This is a genomic window from Leuconostoc rapi (assembly GCF_016908715.1).
GTDB lineage: Bacteria > Bacillota > Bacilli > Lactobacillales > Lactobacillaceae > Leuconostoc > Leuconostoc rapi.
The window spans coordinates 34,036-54,966 of record NZ_JAFBEK010000003.1 but is presented as its reverse complement, the minus strand read 5'-3'; the positions used below and the strand labels follow the sequence as shown (position 1 = coordinate 54,966).

Annotated in this window: 21 protein-coding genes; all 21 read right to left on the bottom strand. The window is 38.6% G+C overall.

Annotated elements, in window-relative coordinates; translation table 11 throughout:
- Positions 1-56 precede the first annotated feature (56 nt).
- Positions 57-1,757 (bottom strand): phospho-sugar mutase, encoded by a 1,701-nt coding sequence (locus tag JOD28_RS04090; protein ID WP_204769613.1) that lies wholly within the window; start codon positions 1,755-1,757, stop codon positions 57-59.
- 171 nt (positions 1,758-1,928) lie between these two features.
- Positions 1,929-3,380, bottom strand: a complete 1,452-nt coding sequence (gtfA, locus tag JOD28_RS04085) for a sucrose phosphorylase (RefSeq protein ID WP_204769612.1) — start codon at positions 3,378-3,380, stop codon at positions 1,929-1,931.
- A gap of 93 nt (positions 3,381-3,473) precedes the next feature.
- The gene (locus JOD28_RS04080; protein ID WP_204769611.1) at positions 3,474-4,667 is read right to left on the bottom strand and encodes an MFS transporter; all 1,194 of its coding nucleotides are present in this window, start codon (positions 4,665-4,667) and stop codon (positions 3,474-3,476) included.
- A gap of 10 nt (positions 4,668-4,677) precedes the next feature.
- A complete protein-coding gene (locus tag JOD28_RS04075; RefSeq protein ID WP_204769610.1) occupies positions 4,678-4,827 on the bottom strand; it encodes a hypothetical protein in 150 nt (49 codons plus the stop codon).
- 124 nt (positions 4,828-4,951) lie between these two features.
- Positions 4,952-5,899, bottom strand: a complete 948-nt coding sequence (trxB, locus tag JOD28_RS04070) for a thioredoxin-disulfide reductase (protein WP_204769609.1) — start codon at positions 5,897-5,899, stop codon at positions 4,952-4,954.
- 152 nt (positions 5,900-6,051) lie between these two features.
- Positions 6,052-6,924: a UTP--glucose-1-phosphate uridylyltransferase GalU gene (galU, locus tag JOD28_RS04065; RefSeq protein ID WP_204769608.1), complete on the bottom strand. Its 873-nt coding sequence runs from the start codon at positions 6,922-6,924 to the stop codon at positions 6,052-6,054.
- 48 nt (positions 6,925-6,972) lie between these two features.
- Positions 6,973-7,983 carry an NAD(P)H-dependent glycerol-3-phosphate dehydrogenase gene (locus JOD28_RS04060; protein ID WP_204769607.1) on the bottom strand — a complete coding sequence of 337 codons (1,011 nt, stop codon included), beginning with the start codon at positions 7,981-7,983 and terminating at the stop codon, positions 6,973-6,975.
- Positions 7,976-8,938: an HPr(Ser) kinase/phosphatase gene (gene hprK / locus JOD28_RS04055; RefSeq protein ID WP_204769606.1), complete on the bottom strand. Its 963-nt coding sequence runs from the start codon at positions 8,936-8,938 to the stop codon at positions 7,976-7,978. The genes JOD28_RS04060 and hprK overlap by 8 nt, the downstream gene beginning before the upstream one ends.
- A 1-nt stretch (position 8,939) precedes the next feature.
- Entirely contained in the window at positions 8,940-9,296 is a 357-nt protein-coding gene (locus JOD28_RS04050) for a phage holin family protein (protein WP_204769605.1), read from the bottom strand.
- Positions 9,297-9,497: 201 nt separating this feature from the next.
- Entirely contained in the window at positions 9,498-10,172 is a 675-nt protein-coding gene (gene phoU / locus JOD28_RS04045; protein ID WP_204769604.1) for a phosphate signaling complex protein PhoU, read from the bottom strand.
- A 36-nt stretch (positions 10,173-10,208) separates the two neighbouring features.
- Positions 10,209-10,979: a phosphate ABC transporter ATP-binding protein PstB gene (pstB, locus tag JOD28_RS04040; RefSeq protein ID WP_204769603.1), complete on the bottom strand. Its 771-nt coding sequence runs from the start codon at positions 10,977-10,979 to the stop codon at positions 10,209-10,211.
- Complete coding sequence (gene pstB, locus JOD28_RS04035) at positions 10,976-11,815, bottom strand: phosphate ABC transporter ATP-binding protein PstB (RefSeq protein WP_204769602.1); 840 nt, start codon at positions 11,813-11,815, stop codon at positions 10,976-10,978. The genes pstB (JOD28_RS04040) and pstB (JOD28_RS04035) overlap by 4 nt, the downstream gene beginning before the upstream one ends.
- A gap of 100 nt (positions 11,816-11,915) precedes the next feature.
- Entirely contained in the window at positions 11,916-12,800 is an 885-nt protein-coding gene (gene pstA, locus JOD28_RS04030) for a phosphate ABC transporter permease PstA (protein ID WP_204769601.1), read from the bottom strand.
- A complete protein-coding gene (gene pstC, locus JOD28_RS04025; RefSeq protein ID WP_204769600.1) occupies positions 12,800-13,723 on the bottom strand; it encodes a phosphate ABC transporter permease subunit PstC in 924 nt (307 codons plus the stop codon). The genes pstA and pstC overlap by 1 nt, the downstream gene beginning before the upstream one ends.
- Before the next feature lie 127 nt (positions 13,724-13,850).
- A complete protein-coding gene (locus JOD28_RS04020; protein ID WP_204769599.1) occupies positions 13,851-14,732 on the bottom strand; it encodes a phosphate ABC transporter substrate-binding protein PstS family protein in 882 nt (293 codons plus the stop codon).
- 97 nt (positions 14,733-14,829) lie between these two features.
- Complete coding sequence (locus tag JOD28_RS04015) at positions 14,830-16,185, bottom strand: sensor histidine kinase (RefSeq protein ID WP_204769598.1); 1,356 nt, start codon at positions 16,183-16,185, stop codon at positions 14,830-14,832.
- A 77-nt stretch (positions 16,186-16,262) separates the two neighbouring features.
- On the bottom strand, positions 16,263-17,177 hold the full coding sequence (locus tag JOD28_RS04010) for a phosphate ABC transporter substrate-binding protein (RefSeq protein ID WP_204769597.1): 915 nt from the start codon (positions 17,175-17,177) through the stop codon (positions 16,263-16,265).
- Between the two features lie 178 nt (positions 17,178-17,355).
- On the bottom strand, positions 17,356-18,045 hold the full coding sequence (locus JOD28_RS04005) for a response regulator transcription factor (RefSeq protein WP_239531079.1): 690 nt from the start codon (positions 18,043-18,045) through the stop codon (positions 17,356-17,358).
- 114 nt (positions 18,046-18,159) lie between these two features.
- Positions 18,160-19,314: a recombinase RecA gene (gene recA, locus JOD28_RS04000; RefSeq protein ID WP_204769596.1), complete on the bottom strand. Its 1,155-nt coding sequence runs from the start codon at positions 19,312-19,314 to the stop codon at positions 18,160-18,162.
- A gap of 133 nt (positions 19,315-19,447) precedes the next feature.
- The gene (pgsA, locus tag JOD28_RS03995; protein ID WP_204769765.1) at positions 19,448-20,029 is read right to left on the bottom strand and encodes a CDP-diacylglycerol--glycerol-3-phosphate 3-phosphatidyltransferase; all 582 of its coding nucleotides are present in this window, start codon (positions 20,027-20,029) and stop codon (positions 19,448-19,450) included.
- Between the two features lie 9 nt (positions 20,030-20,038).
- A complete protein-coding gene (locus JOD28_RS03990; protein ID WP_204769595.1) occupies positions 20,039-20,920 on the bottom strand; it encodes a helix-turn-helix domain-containing protein in 882 nt (293 codons plus the stop codon).
- Positions 20,921-20,931: the final 11 nt, after the last annotated feature.

Genomic DNA, 20,931 nt, shown 5'->3' with positions numbered 1-20,931 from the left:
TTTTAGGCCTTCATACATTATAACAAATTATTTTTTTATTGTCTATTGTTGGTATATTATTTTGTGTAAGTCATTAAATCTTCTGATATCACATCAATTTTAGCTTGAGACGCTGACTGTGACTCTGATTCTACGCCAATATAAAATTTCAATTTAGGCTCAGTTCCTGAAGGACGTACTGCAACCCATGACCCATCTTCAAGCCAATACTTCAAAACATTAGCCTTCGGCTGTGGTAATGTTGTCACTTGACCTTCATTAGTTGTTTGTGTCGCTGTTGAAAAGTCTTGTGTTCGGATAACCTTTAAACCACCAATTGTGATAGGCTGATGATCTCTAAACTTAGCAATAATGGCTGCCATCTCATCAACACCATGAATACCTGGAAAATCTAAACTAATGGTCTTTTCTTCAAAGTAACCAAACTTTTCAAACAACTCCTGCAAGCCATCCGCAAAAGTTTTACCTTGAGATTTATAATAAGCAGCAACTTCAGCAAATAGAACAAGTGCTTGAATGGCATCCTTATCATGTGAAAATGGTTTAACGAGATAACCAAAACTCTCTTCAAATCCAAACAAGAAAGTCTGTTCTTTAGTCGCTTCGTACTGGTCAATTGTTGCAGCAATGTATTTGAACCCTGTCAAAACATCTGCAGTAATCACGCCAAAGCTTTCGGCCACTTTTGAAGCAAAACGTGATGATACAATAGATGTAACAATTGCGCCATTTTCGGGTAATGTATGTGTATTTTTCTTAGCTGTCAACAAATAGTTAACTAAAACAGCCGCAATTTGATTGCCTGTTAATACTTGGAAACTACCATCTGCCAATTTAACTGCAGCACCCATACGATCAGCATCTGGATCGGTTGCAACGACAGCATCAGCACCGTCTTTTTTAGCATAAGCAATCGCCATTTCCAACGCAGCCGCATCTTCAGGGTTAGGCTTTTTCACCGTTGGAAAATCACCATCAATAACAGCCTGTTCCTTGACGATGGAATAGTTCGTAAATCCAGCTTGTTGCAACGCTTTTTCACCAATGTATTGTCCAGTCCCATGTAATGGCGAGTAGACAAACTTTAATGACTCTCCTTCTTTAGCAACTAAGTTTTTATCAACTGTAACTGTCGCAATATTCTGAAGATATTTATCATCAATATCTGAATCAATTATTTGAACATATTCATCTGTCGTATCTAAGGCAATATTGAATATGTCTGTAATCTGCTCTAGTTCCGCAACAACAATATCAACCGCCTCTGGTACCATTTGTCCACCGTCTTCACCGTAGACTTTATAGCCATTATATTCTTTAGGATTATGCGATGCCGTGATCATAATTCCTGCAAAGGCACCTAACTCACGAACTGCAAAAGACAATTCAGGTGTTGGACGCAAACTCCTAAACAAATATGACTGGATATGATGCGCTGATAATACACGTGCCGCATCTGATGCAAATTCAGGCGAAAAATGACGTGAATCAAAGCTAATAGCAACTCCACGCTGTTTTGCGGTTTCACCTTGGGCATCAATATATCTTGCCAATGCTTCTGTTACTTGGCGTACCGTAAAAATATTCATACGGTTTGTTCCAGCACCTAAAACGCCACGCATACCGGCAGTACCAAAACTCAAATTTTGATAAAAGGCATCTTCTTGTTGATCCGGTGTGTATTCAGATAGATTCTTTTCCAAGTAGTCAGGCAATGTAGCTGCTTGCCATTGTGCTAAACTTTTTTGATAGCTCATGTTTTTCTCCTATATTTTATAAGTTCATTATAACAAAATTTAATTCTTTTCAAACAAATAAGTTAAGTCTCACCTTTACAAGGCCGCTATTTTCGTATGATTTTGAAAAATATACCACAATCATTAATTTATTCTAGCAAAAAAGCGCCTAGGCGCTTATGAATTTGACAATTACCTTGTCGTAAATATTTCTTTACCATTTTCAGTTACAGTAAAGTTTTTAGTTGCAAAGTTAGCGTCCAATACAGCTACTGTCTTACCATCTGCTGATGAACGTGTTACTGTTAATTCATTTTCACCATCATTGACAACTTCAATTTTACCTTCTAAATCAAAGGCAGCGCTTGTATTGCGGAAGCGTAGCAAATCAAACAAGTTTGAAACTACTGGTCGCTTTGTTGTTTCAGCAATTTCAGCCAAATCATAATAATGGCGGTTAATGTTACGACCTTCTTTTGAGCTTTCCAAAAGTTCGATATCATTTTCACCAGCAAGCAAACCAACATAATAAATTTGTGGAATACCAGGCGCAAAGATTTGTGTGGCACGTGCTAATAAGTAAGCCGCATCATTGTTGCCCAATGCTGAATAGTATGTGGTGTTAATTTGATAAATATCCAAGTTGTTGTAAGCAGCTGAAGAGAATATCTTCTTAACATTTGCCCCAACCTTATACATTTCTTCAGTAGTAAAGTCTGTTTCTTCTTGCGTTAACAAGTCTTTTGCATCAACAACACCAATACCATCGTGCGTGTCCAATGTTGTGAATTGCTTCATTGGGCTTTGACGTAACCAGTCAGCGATACGGTTGGTCTTACCTGAGTATAATGAATACAGTGTCAATAATGGCAATGCAAAGTCATATGAATACATGTCGTGATCAGTAATCTTACGAACAATCTTGTAGTGTTCGTGAATTTCAGGTAATACTTCTGAGCCTTCAGCAGCCAAAATTTCACGTACTTCGTCTAAGATTGCCCAAATTTCAGGTTCAACGAAGAAATCATTTGTGTCTAACTTCTTGATAGCATATGCAAAGGCGTCCAAACGGATAACAGACGCACCATGATGAGCCAAATTAACTAATGAATCTTTAATAAACTTTTTTGTTACTTCTTTAGTAACATCCAAATCCATTTGTTGGTCACCAAATGTGTTCCAAACTTGGTCAGTTGTGCCGTCAGCAAACGTTACAGGGGCAAAAGGTGCCTTATCCTTACGCTTGTAAATCATATCAATATCTGCATCTGTTGGACGATTTTCTGGCCAGAATTCTGAATACTTCAAGAACATATCATAATATTCTGATTCTTCCTTCTTTTCCAAAAAATCTTGAAAATACTTTGATTGTGGTGAAATATGGTTCAACATAAAGTCAAACATTAAGTAATACTTATCTGCTAATTTTTCAACATCAGACCAGTCACCGAACTTTGGATCTACTGTTTCATATTCTTCAGGTGCAAAGCCACGATCGCCAGTTGATGGGAAAAATGGTAAGACGTGAACGCCACCTACAACACCATCAAGTTCGTTAGTCAATACTTGATTAAGTTCCTTTAGGTTCTTTCCAAGTGAATCAGCATATGTGATAAGCATCGCTTCGTTTGTCAGTTTTTTCATGATTTCCGTTCTCCTTGTGTAAACATTGTACATACTATCATAGAATTTGGGTTACTTTTATTGCGCCACCTAAAGGCGCAAATTTAAAATTGATTAAGCTTTTTTTCGATTTGTGATAAATGTTATCACTGCAATAATTAACAAAATAACGCCCAATAATGGAATTGTTGTGTAGGCAGCTTCATCAACACTATTTGTCTCATTACCCATTACTTTAGACAAAAGTGAAATGATAAATGGTTCAACAAAGACGCCGACGTTAAAGCCAATCAATACAATTGACGTCACAAATGGTTGTTTTTTCAGCGGTGCTAAGTTAGGTAATTGACTAAATATAAATGGTGATATCAATTGCATTGGGAAACCTATTAATAGGACACCCACTGTTAGCATGATAAAATTGTGATTTGAGAAAGCTACTAAGAAGTTAGATACTGCCATTAATAACAAACCAACTTGTAAAGTAAACCGACCAAACAACTTTTGCATACCACCATACACTAGACCACCAACCATTGCGGCAACTAACATAAACGATAAGATTGTAGAAACCAACAAACCGGATACGCCAGCGCTCTGTGCCATGAATGGGAAACTAAGTTGAATTGCCATGTAGTCAATCACTAAAAATGCAGCAAACAACGTCAAAACCCAAACAAGTGGGCTAATTGATTTTGGTGAATCAACCTGAACCTTTTCTGTTTTTTTCTCTGCTGTATGATCAGCTAGCATTTCCGACGTGTCTGGTACGCGAACATAAAACAAATAAAGAATTGGAAAAGCTAAAAGATAAACCAAGAATGTCGCATGCCAATTAATATTCAAAAGCAAACCAGCGACAAACGTCAAAACTGCTTGACCGATTTGTTCTACTGCCGCACGCCAGCCAAGCATTGTTGCTCTTGTTTGACCTTGATACATCACAGCAATCATCGAAACAGCCAGTGAATTAAAGATACCAAGACCTGCGCCTAATACCATTCTTGATACTAAAATGGCATAGTACGAATTAACAAAAAAAGGCACAACTCCTGCAACACCGACTAAAAATAGCCCTAAGATAATCGTCTTTTTATCACCTAGTTTAGCTGCGATGAACGAACTTAATAGCACAAACACAGTCACGACAATTGATGGTGTCGTTGCTAAGGCTTGCACCTGTGTTGCAGATACGCCTAAAGCTTTTGTCATTTGAGGCATGGCCCCATTGATCGCATAGGCGCTAGTTAACATGAATGAAATAGCCAGAAATGCGATTTTGGTAACCCATTTATCTTGACTTTGCATTATTCTCTCCTTAAAATATCGGTTTAGAACCGGTTCCTTTTTTAAACAAAAAGACACTTTCTTTGTGCATCTTAACACAAATAATTGTAACCGCTTGCACCTCAATTGTCAAACGCTTTTCAAGATGAAAATAAGAATGATTATTTTCAGAAAATTTCATATTTTTTCCAATACTTATTCTTCAAAGAATTAGTCACTTTTATGAGAAAATAAAAATAAAAACTTTTTTTATTTTTTACCTAATAAAAAAAGTAAATTGCTGGCAATTTACTTTTTAAAACACATTACACTGATTTAACTTCGGCAGGCAAAGCACTAATATAATCATAAACACCCTGTCCTGCCACACTACCGTCACCGACAGCAGTTGTAATTTGACGTAATTCTTTTGCCCGAACATCACCCACAGCAAAGATACCATCAACAGATGTCTGCATACGATCATCCGTAATTATCCAACCGGCTTTATCCGTAATATTCAAATTCTCAAGTCCTTGTGTATTGGGTTTGAGACCAACATACACAAAAACACCACCTGTCGCAATTTCAGATACTTCTTGCGTTTGATTATTAATCACACGAACACCAGTAACCTTGTCGCCATTACCGAGAATATCAGTGACTTCAATGTGCCAACGAAATGACATTTTATCATTAGCAAAAGCACGTTCTTGCGTAATTTGTTGGGCACGAAGCTTATCACGTCGATGCAACACAGTAACCGATTTAACTACATTAGCTAAATATAGGCCCTCTTCAACAGCAGAATCACCACCACCAATGACAACGACGTCATCATTACGGAAGAACGCTCCGTCACACACAGCGCAATAACTCACACCACGGCCTTGATAGTCCTCTTCACCATCAACACCTAAATGTGTATGTTCTGAACCAGTAGCAATAATAACTGCCTTAGCGATATAATTATCCATATCCGTATGAATAATTTTATTATGCCCTTCTATTTCAATACTTTCAACAACACCGAAACCATATTCAGCACCAAATCTTGTTGAAGAGGCATACATCTTTTCTGATAAATCGGGTCCTAAAATAGACTCAAATCCAGGATAGTTTTCAACCTCAGCTGTATTGTTCATTTGACCGCCATATATGCCACGATCTAACATCATAACTGATAAATTAGCGCGTGATGCATAGGTGGCAGCTGTCATGCCTGCAGGTCCCGCCCCAATAATCACAACGTCATACTGCTTATAATCTGCCATCGAGTAGACCTCATTTCACTTACTTTTTGTTAATCTAATTTTACACGCGTTTAGGTTATTTGTCGAGCGGAACGATTTTCTCTTAACCAACACGTTTTAATACGTCTCATGTAACTTAAACACGTTGATAAACTCTAGACGATAGCTGTATCTTAAAGTTTGGCTGCTAGTTCTTTAATATAGGCACGTAATTGATCTTTGGTTTGTGGATGCTTGAGTCCAAACTCAATGTTGGTTTCTAAGAAACCAATTTTTGAACCGATGTCATAACGATTGCCTTTAAATTGATGAGCATAAACATGTTGGCGATTATTTAATGAATCAATGGCATCTGTTAGTTGTATTTCATTACCTTTGCCCGGCTTCGTGTTTTCTAATTCTTCGAATATTTCAGGTGTTAACAAATAACGTCCAATAATTGCTAGATCAGATGGCGCATCTTCTGGTTTAGGTTTTTCAACAAATGATTTGACACGATATAAGCCGTTTGAAGCTTCAGCTGCTGGATCAATTACGCCATATTCAGAAACTTGATCATGAGGCACTTTCATAACAGCCAACGTTGATTCACCAGTCTCTTCATAGCGTTGGATTAGTTGCTTTGTTAATGGCACGTCGTCTTCCATTAGGTCATCCCCTAATAAGACCACAAATGGTTCGTCACCAATAAAGGCTTTAGCTGTTAACACAGCATCACCTAAACCTTTGGGATGTGATTGGCGAATAAAGTACATATTAATATCGGTTGTTTCTTGGACAATCTTTAGTAATTCATCCTTACCCTTATCACGTAAGTTATTTTCCAGCTCAGGGTTTGAATCAAAATGATCTTCAATCGATCGTTTTGACTTACCATCAACAATAACAATATCCTCAATGCCTGAAGCAATGGCCTCACGAACAATGTATTCTATTGTTGGTGTATCTACGATTGGTAACATTTCTTTAGCTAAGGCTTTTGTAGCAGGCAAAAAACGCGTACCTAATCCAGCTGCTGGGATAATTGCTTTACGTACTGGTTTCATTTTAATTACTACTCTCTTTCTTATTCTTCTTTTATGCCCTAGGATAGATTAATCTTCAGACTTGAGTGGTCGTGACATGAGATCTTTAATGACCTCACGCAGCGGCTTATCTTCGTACAATGCTTGATATATTGCATCCGTTATAGGCATATTCACATGGTAGGTTTTTGAAAAATCATAAACAGCCTTTGTTGTGTTTACGCCTTCAATAACCATCCCCATATCATCAATAACCTGTTGCAAGTTTTTACCTTTGCCCAGTGCCACGCCAGCACGATAATTACGTGAATTTGGCGACATTCCTGTCACAATTAAATCGCCAATGCCAGCGAGCTCATATAATGTTGATTCTTTAGCACCCATAGCTAAGCCAAGTTCACGCATCTCAACTAGGCTTCTTGTTAACAATGCCGCTTGCGCATTTGCACCATAACCCAAGCCAATCAACATACCCGAGCCAATTGCCACAATGTTTTTTAAAGCTGCAAATAACTCTGAACCCAGTAAATCATGATTTGTGTATGCCCGAAAACTATGATTAGATAATGCCAATTGCAATAGTTTTGCAGCCGCTTCATCTGAACTACCAATCGAAACAGCTGTTAAGTCATGCTTGATGACATCTTCAGCATGTGAGGGCCCTGATACGACAACTAGCGCTGACCGGTAAGCTGCTGGTACTTCTTCAGCTAACATCTCGGAAATACGTTTATAAGTGTCTTGTTCTAGTCCCTTTGTGGCATGCGCTAAAATAACTGTTTGGGATAGTTCTTGTAAGACTTGCGTAAGTTGTTTGGCGACTTCACGAACGGCCTTAGTTGGTACCACACTTAGTACGATATCAACATCTTTAACAGCTGCCAACATATCGTTGGTCGCTACCAAACGGTCAGTTAACGTGGCATCTGGTAAATATTTAACATTTTGGTGTTTTTGGTTAATTTCTACTACCTGATCAGCATTATGCGTCCACAAACGGACGTCATTCCCATTTTCCGAGGCAGTATTGGCTAAGGCAGTCCCCCATGATCCAGCACCAAGAACCGCTATCTTAGTCATTTTTATTCTCCAAATCTGTTTTTTCGTTTTTTAGCATTTCCGCAGACATGCGCTTTTCTAGTGTTTTTAAGGCATCAATACCCATATTAGCTGTGCGGAATTTTACTGCCGCTGCATCAATCACACTAGCTGTGTTACGACCAGGTGTGACAGGCACAACCATTCGTTTGATTTTAACGCCCAGAATTTCAAGTGTGTCATTATCATTTCCCAAACGGTCAAAGTTAGCTTCACCAATCTTACCGCTGGATAAATGAATATTCAGTGCAATTGTTGCATGTGAACGGACAGAAACAGCACCGTAAACTTGTTGCACATCAATAATACCCACACCACGAATTTCCATCATATTACGGAGAACACCATTTGGTTCACCGATTAAACGTTCTTCATCCTCTTGATAAATATCCACACGATCATCAGCAACCAAACGCGCCTTATCTTGTTGTATTAATTCTAGTGCCGATTCCGTTTTGCCAATACCGGCATCGCCCGTAATTAACACACCTAAACCATGCACATCAATCAAAACACCGTGGACATTTTCACGTGGTGCTAGTTGGCCACCTAAGTAATAAGTCATATTAGACAAAATACGCGAAGAAGTTAGTGTTGACGTTAATATTGGAATTTGCGCCTCACTAGCCGCTTGTTTGAGCTCCTCGCTAATTGGTAGCCCTGTTGACACAACAAACGCAGGCGTTTTAGCATCAGCCATGCGACGATATACCATCAATAGTTCTTCATGACCCATACGCTCTGAAAAAGACGTTTCCGTAATACCAAGTAATTGCACCCGTTCTGGTGCATAATAATTAAAGTAACCCGTCATTTCAAGTCCAGGCCGTGAGATGTCTGCTGTTATAATATCACGTTCTAAGTATTGTGCGCCAGCCACAATTTCAAGACGTGTATTATCGACTAATTGTTTTACTGTTACTGAATTTTGTGCCATTTTATTTTCTTTCTACGTTTACGCGTAAGTCAGTTGTCAACATGGTGTTTACAAGCGACAAAATAATCGCCGTTAACATGGCCCAGCCAAAATTTAAAAAATCAAAGCCGCCAACAAGGTCTGCTGTTAGTTCGAGCATAAGAGCATTGATAACAATTGTAAATAAACCAAAAGTTAAAAATGTCAACGGTAACGTTAAAATCGTCAAAATTGGTTTAATAATTGTATTTAATACTGCCAACACTAAAGCTGCGCCCAAAGCTGTTAACCAATTATCAACACGAAATTGATCTTGAAAAAGTGCTGAAAGCACTAAAAAAACTAACATCGTTATCGCTAATCGTGCAAAAAACCTCATACTACCTCCTAGTATACTACTTTGTAAGCGCTTAACATACTGTTATACCAAGCTTACTCATGAATAGGTACTACTTCATTATACCAAAATTTTGTACATCTTGAGAAACAAAAACGACTAAACAATAGTTTAGTCGTTTTAACTGATTACTTTCGTCTGATTCAGGCCACCAAAGCGGCCATGCTTACTAATTAATCTTATTTAAATGAAATAGTTATAACCTGGGTTTAATTCAATAATTTTACCCGTACGTTTATAAACAATCCATTCAGCAATATCAGTTGTATAGTCACCAATGCGCTTTAGATAACCAGCAATAACCAGATAATCGGCAGCAGAATCAACTAACTCTGCATCCTCTTTCATCCCCTCAACAGAGTCGAAACGAACCTGGGCTGCACGTTTTGATAATGACTGATTTTCATCCGCAATAGCTTCCGCACCCAGTGCATCATTTTTAATATAATATTCCATAACCGTTGACACCATTGTCGCGACTTGTTCGCCCATGGCACCAAGAGATTGTTCAACACTGGCAATATGCTTTGTGCCCTTAACACGGATGGTTGAATTTGCGATGTTACGCGCTTGGTCTCCCATTCTCTCTAACACGGACACAGCCTTTAAAATGGTCACAATCTCACGTAAGTCAGTTGTTACGGGTTGGTATAAGGCAATCATTTCGAATGTTTTCTTTTCAATTGCTGCTTCTCGTTCATTAATTTGGTGATCATTTTCTAGGATGGCTTTTGCCCCTTCACGATCATGATCCACAAATGATTGAACAGACTTTTGAATCGTTTGGGAAACAAGCATTCCCATTTCTGTAAATGAATTATCTAGATCTGCTAACTCTTCATCAAATAATCGTCGCATGTTGTTTCTCCTCCTCATAAATATATGAGCAATTAATTATCCAAATCGACCACTGACGTAGTCTTGTGTTTCTTGTCTTTGCGGATTTAAGAAAATGTGCTTGGTTGCATCAACTTCAATTAAATCACCACTTAAAAAGAAAGCGGTACGATCCGATATTCTTGAAGCCTGAGACATCGAGTGTGTAACAATAATCATCGCATAATCATCACGTAAATTCAAGAGTGTCTCTTCAATGTTATGACTAGAAACAGGATCCAAAGCAGAGGTGGGCTCATCCAATAATAACAAGTCTGGTGATGTAGCCAAAACACGTGCAAGGGATACACGCTGTTGTTGTCCACCAGATAGTCCCAGCGCTGACTTATGCAAATCATCCTTTACTTCTTCCCACACAGATGATTGCTTTAAAGACTTTTCAACTGCCTCATCAAGCACCGCTTTATCTTTAATTCCCGCCAATTTTAAGCCAAAAGCAACGTTTTCATAAATAGAGAAAGGAAATGGGTTGGGTTGTTGAAAAACCATACCAATTTGTTTACGCAGATCAACTGTATCTGTTGTTGGTGCATAAATATCTGTGCCATTAAAATCAAATGTGCCAGTAACTGTCACATTGTCTTCTAAGTCATGCATGCGATTTAAAGCACGCAGATAAGTTGATTTTCCTGATCCTGACGGACCTATCAAAGCTGTAATCCCTTTTTTTGGGAAATTAAGGTTGATGCCATGAAGCGCTTCTTTTTGACCATACCATAATTTAACATCTCGTGTTTCAAGTATATTGTCTTGTTTAATATCTGTCATCCGAAATTCCCCGAAATGTAATCATTTGTCAATGCGACCTTTGGTCGCGTAAAAATCTTACGTGTCAAATCATACTCTATCACTTTACCCATATGGAAAAACGCCGTGTAATCACTGATACGCGCTGCTTGTTGCATATTATGCGTCACAATAATAATTGTATACTGATTCTTTAATTCCAGTAAAGTATCTTCAACTTGGGCAGAAGAAATCGGATCAAGGGCACTTGATGGTTCATCTAGCAACAAAATATCAGGTTTTAGAGCTAACGCTCGAGCAATTACCAGTCGCTGTGCTTGACCACCAGACAAAGCCAAGGCTGATTTATTTAATTCATCCTTAACCTGGTCCCATAATGCTGCTTGTTTTAAACTTGTTTCTACAATTTCATCAAGTTCTTGTTTTTTGTAGTGACCACGTTGTGTTAAGGCAAAGGTAATATTGTTATAAATCGACTTCGCAAACGGATTGGGTCTTTGAAAAACCATACCAATATGCCGACGCATTTCGTAAACGTCAATTGCTTTTGTATTAATATCAACACCGCGATACATAATATTACCATTAACTGTTGCAACACTGTCATTCATACGATTTAAAGAGCGCAAAAATGTTGACTTACCTGAACCAGAGGCACCCACTAAACTTGTGATTTTATAGCGTTCAAACGATAAATCGCCTTCACTCAATGCTAAATTATCGCCATAATACACTTGTAAATCCTTTGTCGATATCGCAATTTCGTGTTTGTCAGAGTTCATGTCCAAAATGAAACGCTCTGGTGCATTTTCAGTGATAAACTCGCTCACTGGTTTTAGATCGATGTTATTAGCCATTTTCTCTCCGTTACTCTAATTATTTGAGATATTAATAATACTGCTGTCGTACCATGAAATGACCGATGCGTCACACAAACGGATGACACAACTGCAACAGTTAAGCACTTGTTAGTTTCTTGTAAAGCTGTGCACCAATTTTTCGAGCACTCAAATTAAATAGCAACACAACAATAATCAAAACTGCAGAAGCACCAGCCGAAACTGCATCTAAATCAGGCATAATACCTTCAGAATTAATTTTCCAAATATGAACAGCTAAAGTTTCAGCAGGCCGCATTGGGCTCAGTGGACTAGCAATGTTAAATGGATTCCAATCGGCAAAGTTCAAGGCTGGAGCAGATTGACCTGCCGTATAAATTAAGGCGGCTGCTTCACCGAAAACACGTCCAGCAGACAAAACAACACCGGTAACTATTGATGGGACAGCCGCTGGTAAGATAACATGAATGACCGTCTCCCAACGTGATAATCCAAGTGCTGACCCAGCTTCACGCTGAAGATTAGGAATTTGTGCTAAACTCGTTTCAATTGAGCGGGTTAACAGGGGCAGGTTGAAAAAAGTCAATGCAATTGCACCAGAGAGGATTGAAAACCCAAAATGGAACTGTACAACAAAGATCAAGAACCCAAACAAACCCACAACAACTGATGGTAAAGAACTCAAAATTTCAATCGCTGTACGCACAACAGTTGTAAATTTACTTTTTTTAGCATATTCATTCAAGTAAATTGCCGCACCCAAAGCGATTGGAAAACTAATAACCATTGCTAGAATAAGCAAATAGAATGAGTTGAAAAGTTGGATACCAATACCACCTCCAGCCTCAAAAGCTTTTGCTGGTGAGGTTAAGAAATGCCAAGATAAGTGTGGCACACCGCGTACCAAGATGAAAGCAAGCATTGCAATCAAAATCAGCGCTACAATAGCAGAAATTGCATAAATCACGCCTGTTGCTATTTTATCAGCAGTTTTTGCATTCATTATTTCATTTCTCCTTTACGTCCAATCGCGCGAACAATTAAATTAAATACTAATGACATCAGAAGCAGAATCATGGCCAATGTCCACAAAACATCATTTTGCAATGAACCCATAACAGTATTACCGATGCCCATTGTTAATACTGACGTCAATGTTGATGCTGGTGATATTAAATTATGTGGCATTAATGCCGCATTACCAATAACCATTTGCACAGCCAAAGCTTCACCAAACGCACGCGCCATACCGAAAACAATCGCTGTTAAAATACCAGGCGTTGCTGCACGAAGCACGACCTTATAGATCATCTGCCATCGTGTTGCACCGATAGCCAATGCTGATTCTCGATAATGTCTTGGTACAGATTTTAAAGTATCAACAGTCATGGAGGTAATTGTTGGTAAAATCATAACAAACAATACAATTGTACCCGATAAAATACCAAATCCCGAGCCGCCAAATATATGACGAATACTTGGTACGACAACTGTTAAGCCAATAAATCCATAAACAACAGATGGAATACCGACTAGCAACTCAATAACAGGTTGCATAATTTTTGCACCACGTTTTTGTGCAATTTCAGTCATAAATAACGATGTACCAATAGCAAACGGTGTTGCTATAATTGCTGCTAAAAATGTGACTAAAAATGAGCCAATGATCATCGGCAAAGCACCAATATATGGTTGCTTGGTTTGCGGATTAACGACTGATGGATTCCATGTTGAGCCAAACAAAAAGTCCTTAACATGTACGCCGCCAGTAATGAACGTTGATAATCCACGGCTCATAACAAAGGCAAATATCGATACGACAACAATTACAATTAGGATTAGAGCCGCTAAACTAATCATCTTTCCTAACGAATCTTTTTTTGTCGATTCAGATTTTTGCATCAACTTCTGTGTAATGTTATCCATTTTATCTCCATTACATCAAACATCGTTTTAAAGTCCGTACATGGTTTGTACCGCTTAAAAGAGATATAAGACGCATTTTTTTTGACTGTTCAATTCTATTAACCAATTAGTAATTACATGTTACAAATTACTTTTCAACAACTTTACCATCTACTTGTCGGGTAATGCGCATATCATGTATAGAGATGTACCCTAATTTGGGTACCAGTGTGCTTTGAATATCTTTTGACATGAGATAATTCAAAAACTTGGCAACTGGCTTACTTGGTTCCCCATTTGTATAGACATGCTCATAAGACCAAATAGGATACTTACCATCTGAAACATTTTTATTTGTCGGTTGTATATTGTTGACAGATGCTGCCACGACTGTTTTGTCAATATAACCAAAAGCCGTGTATGATATTGCTCCCGGCGTCGTTGCAACAATAGATCTTACCATACCAGACGAATCTTGTTCTTGCGCTTGGATACTCTGGGCCCCCTGTAGGCCCCACTTTTCAAATGTGGCTCGTGTCCCAGAACCGGCCGCACGATTAATAATAATAATGTCTTGATTTTTGCCACCTAATTGATGCCAATTAGTTACCTTACCAGTAAATATGGCTTTCAATTGGTTAGTTGATAGATTTTTTATGCCATTCTCTTTATTTAAAAGTGGTGCAATACCCACAACAGCAACTTGGTGGTCCACTAACTTTTTAGCATTAATGCCCTCTTTTTCCTCGGCAAAAACATCTGAATTACCAAGGTCAACAGCACCTTGTGATACTTGGCTTAAGCCTGTACCGGTTCCGCCACCTTGCACATTTATAAATGTGCCCAAATTGGCTTTTGCATATTCCTCACCAGCAGCTTCAACAAGTGGCTGCAGAGCGGTTGATCCAACTGCCGTGATTGATGTGCCAGTGGCACCTTTGTCTCGTGCTGCATAAGCGGTTCCAAATACCGCCACAATACCCACAGCTACAATTGTTGATACAATCGCGCCGCGATGTGATTTCGACATGACAATGCCTCCCAAGATTTAACTACTACACCTTTATTATCTTAGAATGATGTAAAAGTAACAACGATGTTTTGTAAAGGTTGTGTAAAGAAAAAACTTACAAAGGCAACGTCACACTAATCGTTGTCCCAACGCCGACTTGAGAGTTCACCTTTAAATCACCATTATGTTTCCTCACAATTTCATTTACAATAGATAATCCTAGGCCTGTGCCACTCGCAATCGCACGTTGACGTGATTCATCCCCACGATAAAAACGTTCAAAAATACGTGACTGCTGAGTTTTTGGAATGCCAATACCCGAGTCTTTTACATTAATTTGCCAATGTTGATGATCTTTATAAGCCGTAATTAAAATATCACCCTTTAGTTTGTTGTACTTTACAGCATTAACAATCAAATTTTGTAAAATAGTTGCCACATCATTTTTAAAACCTCTGACAAAAAAATCAGAAGGCACGTCATTTTTGAGAGTGACTTGCTTCACACGCGCTAATGTCTGAACGTGTTGCCACTGTTCATCTACCATGTCATGAATTGCCATTTCAAGCGACACTGCCTCATTTTTTTGTTTGACACGTGATAGCGCCAAGATGTCACTAACAAGTGATGTTAATCTTTGGGCTTCCTCAGCTACAATGCCCAGAAACTGCTGTCTCGTTTCAAGTGATTCTCCTGCCGGACCTTGTAACGTCTCAACAAATCCAGTAATTGCAGTTAGCGGTGTTTTGAGCTCGTGAGAAGCATTGGCCAAAAAATCTGATTGCATACGTTCAGCTTGTAAAACAGAAGTTAAATCATATAAAATAATCATCACTTCAGCATGTTGTAAATCTCCTTGATGGTACAATGTACTCACTTCATACTGCTTTACCTCACCAGCAATTTGTAAATTCAAGATTGATTGTTGATGACGTTTTGTATTAAAGGTTTGTGTTATTAATTCAGAAAGCGTAAATTGCCGAATGACCAAGCTTTCGGCAATTGGCGTTGATGGTCTATTAATGCCCAACAAGCTAGCTGCTGTTTCATTAAAAGCATCAATCACATGTTGCCGATTCACATTAATAACACCTACGGGCAAGCTTGCGAGTAATGATTGGTAGTTGGTTACATCTCTTTGCGCTGCTTGTTGTGTATGATAGATATAGTTTTGTAAAACATTAAACTGACGTATCAATCCATCATATGGTAATCCTGGTTCAATTAAAACTTCACGTGGTATATCTCCGGCTATTGTTGACTGTATTCTTTTTTGCATAACTTGTAGTGCTTGTTGTTGCCTATTGTCCCAGAGTGTTGCTAGCCACATTTCAAACATTGCCGCAATCACCATCAAACTAACCACAATGAATCGCTGATGATTATTAAACGTTATCATGCTTTCCAACATGCCGGTCATAATCATATTAACTGCTAAAAATGATAGATATTTCAAGACTTTTTTTTTCATAAACTACTCCAATATAACTATCATATCAAAAAAAACCGCTTTCGCGGATTTTAGTGTTTCTGTTGACAGTTATATTACTACTTGTTAGCTACTTTACCCGTTGCATCACGAGTCACTTTCATGTCAGTTAATCCAATATACCCCAATTTAGGCACAATTGTCTTCTGTACGTCTTTTGTTGTAAAGTAAGCTAAGAATGCTTTTGTTGCCCCCGTTGGTTCACCCTTGGTATACATATGTTCGTAAGCCCAGATTGGCCATGAATTATCTTCAACATTCTTCTTATCTGGTGTGACCTTATCAATATTTAATGCTTTAATACCTGAAGCGTCTAGGTAAGCAAAGGCAAGGTATGAAATAGATCCTGGTGTGGTCGACACAATTTTCTGTACCGTACCATTTGAATCTTGTTCTGTTGATTGCACTGCATTTTGGCCGTCTAACACATTTTTCTCAAAGACTGCTCGAGTACCTGAACCCGTTGCACGGTTAATAACAACAATTTTTTCATCTTTACCACCAACTGATTTCCAGTTAGTAATCTTACCAGTAAAGATATCACGTAGTTGTTCCTTTGAAATGTTGGCAACTTGCACATCGGAATTAACCACTGGTGCAATACCAACGACTGCCACCTGATGATCCTTCAACTTAGAAGCGTCAACACCTTCTTTTTCTTCCGCAAAGACATCAGAATTACCGATTTGTGCTGAGCCACTTGCCACTTGACTCAAACCAGCGCCTGAACCGCCACCTTGAACTGTAATTGTCACGCCGGGATTTTTCTCCTGGAATGATGTGCCAACTTGTTCTGCCAATGGTTGCAAAGCAGTTGAGCCAAGCGAAAGCACCTTACCACTCAAATTTGTTGATGATGCTTTACTTGCCTCATTTTTTGCCGTACTCTTACCTGAATTGGCATTCGTATATATGGCGACACCTGCTGCAATAACAACAACACCGCCAATGACCCCGACAATTGTTTTGTTCATGACTCGTTCTCCCTTGTCTATGCTTCTTTTGAAGCGTATGTAATGTAAACTTGGTTGTAGTAGAGGCTCTTGGGTGCCTGTCCTTGTTTACAAGTTATATATTACGCACGTTGTGTCAAAGAAACACTCGCAAAACTGTCACGATTAGGTAAAGCATTGTAAAGAGAAATTTACATTCTTAATTAACCATGGTATAACCAAACCCACGCACTGTTTTTAGCACTTCTGGTGACTTTGGATTTGTTTCAATTTTTTCTCTCAAATTACTAATATGCATGTCAACCATACGACTTTCACCCACGAATTCATAACCCCAAACTGCTGTTAAAATCGTTTCACGATCAATGACACGACCTGCTCTTTGAGAGAAATACAACAATAGTTCGTACTCTCGTGGCGTCAAAGTTAATGTTTTATCATTTTTCGTGACGACTTTTTTATTATCATCAATGACAAGATTTTGAATTCTAATCACATCTGTTCGTTCGGATTCATGATGATCAACTTGTGAACGGCGCAAAACGGCTTTCAGACGTGCAATGACTTCACGTGGACTAAACGGTTTTGTGATATAGTCATCAGCCCCTAATTCTAACCCAAATACGCGGTCAAACTCATCACCTTTTGCAGTAATCAATATCACTGGCGTACTAATCTTATCCTGACGTATCGTTTTTAAAACAGTCATGCCATCCATCACGGGCAGCATGAGGTCAAGCAAAATGGCATCAAAATCCTGTTTACCCACAAGTTCATAGGCTGTCTGACCATCAGCTACCACAGTTACGGTATAGCCATTTTGCTCTAAGTTGTATTTTAACAACGTTGAAATTGAAGTTTCATCATCCACTACTAAAATTTTTGCCATGATCTGCATACACTCATTTTTGTAAAAGTGCATTCCTCTCCAAATGTTTATTTACTTGCATTGTAACAAAAAAAATGGAAACGCCCTAGCATTTCCATATATTCTTTACAGTTTTTATACAATTGGTTCATCTGTTAAATCATCGTCATCAGATACTAACTCTAGTGTATCCGTCTGATCTAAATCTGAATCAGGTAAATCATCTGGCTCTGTGTTCTCTGATGAAACACCATCACCTATACCAAAAGCATCACGCACTTTGACATAAATTTCCTGTCTCATTTCGGCATTTTCAGGTGCATCCAAAAATTCCTTGGCTTTTTCACGACCTTGACCTACTTTAATGTCGTTATAATAATAAAAAGCGCCTGCTTTTCGAATAATTTCTTGTTCCGCACCAAGGTCTAGTATTTCTCCCGTTTGAGAGATACCCTTACCGTACATAATATCAACTTCGGCAACTTTGAATGGTGGCGCCACTTTATTCTTCACGACCTTAACTTTTGTTAAGTTTCCAGTCACATCGGTGCCATCTTTAATTTGAGTTGAGCGACGCACTTCTAAACGAATTGTTGAATAGAATTTCAACGCACGACCACCAGGTGTTGTTTCAGGATTACCAAACATGACACCAATCTTTTCACGAATTTGATTAATAAAAATAGCAATTGTGCCTGTGCGATTTAGTGTCCCAGCCAACTTACGTAATGCCTGGCTCATGAGACGTGCTTGTAACCCAACGTGAGAATCGCCCATTTCACCTTCAATTTCAGCACGTGGTACCAACGCGGCAACGGAATCAACAACAATCATATCTACAGCGCCTGATTGAACTAACGCATCAGCAATTTCTAACCCTTGCTCGCCAGTATCTGGTTGTGATAGTAACAATTCATCTTTTTTCACACCCAATGCCTCGGCATATTTAACATCCAAAGCGTTTTCAGCATCAATATAAGCCGCTGTACCGCCTGCTTTTTGTACTTCTGCAACGGCATGTAAGGCAATTGTCGTTTTACCAGATGATTCTGGTCCATAAACTTCGATAATACGGCCCTTTGGATAGCCACCAACGCCCAACGCAACATCCAACTTAACTGAGCCTGAAGGATAAGTTTCAACCTGTGTTAACGCATTATCCCCCAATACCATAACAGAGCCCTTACCAAAGTTTTTCTCAATTTTCTTTAGCGCCTCATCTAATGCTGCTTTGCGACCTTTTGCTTGGCTCTCTTTATCATCTTTTTTAGTCGTTTTTTTAGTTACCATATTTGTGGCTAACTCCTTTTACTTTACTTTATTAGTTTACCTGCTTTTAAAGTCAAAAGCAAGCATTTTGCGAACAATTGTTCGTTCATGTTCGCTTCATTATTATGATACGAAAAAAGCGCTTATTGCGCTTTTACATCCCATCTGAAAAAACATAGCGGTTTTTCCAAAAATAATCTATACCGGAATATATGGTAAAAATAACCGCAATCCATAATAAAACATCGCCAATTGGGAAGCCTAGAAAAGCAAATGGTATGTTTTTAAGGTATAAGAAAAAAATAGCAAACATTTGCGAAAATGTTTTAATTTTACCAGGCATTTGCGCTGCCAATACTTGACCGTTATTTTCAACAATCAATGTTCTTAGTCCGGTAATAGCTAATTCACGGATCACAATCACAGCTGTCATCCAAGCAGGCACAACATCAAAACTTGTTAAAAATATCAAGGCTGTTAGAACTAATAATTTGTCCGCTAATGGGTCAGCAAACTTACCAAAATTAGTAACCAAGTGTTGACTACGAGCTATTTTGCCATCCAGGAAATCAGTAAATGATGCAACAGCAAAAACGACCGCAGCAATCAACCAATTTACCGGTAGTGCTATATCTGATACATTAATAGTTGCCCATTGATAAGGTAGTGTCAATATTAAAATAAAAACAGGGATTAAAATCATACGAAAAACAGTTAGTTTATTAGGTAAATTCATCATGTCCTCTTAATTATTCAAGTTCACTAAGACGTTCCAAAACGGCGTTGCCGTGTCGACAACAGTCACTTTTTGCTTATCAAATGTCATAACCGCATTGGTGACATTTGTAAATTGCGCATTAACCGCCGCTGTTCCTTTCGGAATATCAATCGTTTTCTCATCAGTAACCATCTCGTTTAACAAGACAGTATCACCAGCTGTCACTCTAACATTTGTACCTGCGCCTTGCGCACTGATCTTAACAACATGCTGCTTATCAGCCTGCCCAGATAAACTGTAGACAGTTGTTTGTAAAGCAACATTTTGTTCAGGTGTCCCTAAATCTAATTTAGCTTCAGTTTTCTTTGGTTTCTTTTTACTTGAACTTGATGCTTTGGCTGTAGATGACGTCTGTTTGGAAGTATCATCAGGGACGTTTGTTGTTGAAACTGATACATTGCCGCTATCGTTACTTTGTTGCCTACCAATAGTCACGTGTGTTAACACAAACCAAACAGCAATTAATGCCACAACAATCAACGCAACCATCCAAATTGTTGGCAACATGTTTGATAGGCGTGACTGGGCAGATGGCGAGGAGTCCAAGCCTGCACGTACGACCCCGTCATTATCTCGATGCGCGCGACTGAGATCATTGGTTCGAGAAATTGAGGCCGGTGTTTCACCTAACAAATCTTCTGGATTTAACCCAACGGCCATGGCATACTGTCGAATAAACGCACGCACGTAAAAATCTCCTGGCAAAATACCGAGGTTATTGTTTTCAATCGCTTCAAGATATCTTCTCTGAATCTTAGTTGATGCTTGAACATCGTCCAATGTTAAATTTTTCTTAAGACGAGCAGTTTTTAACTGCTCACCTATCTGATTTGTCAAAGTTTCAGTCATATTTTTCCCAA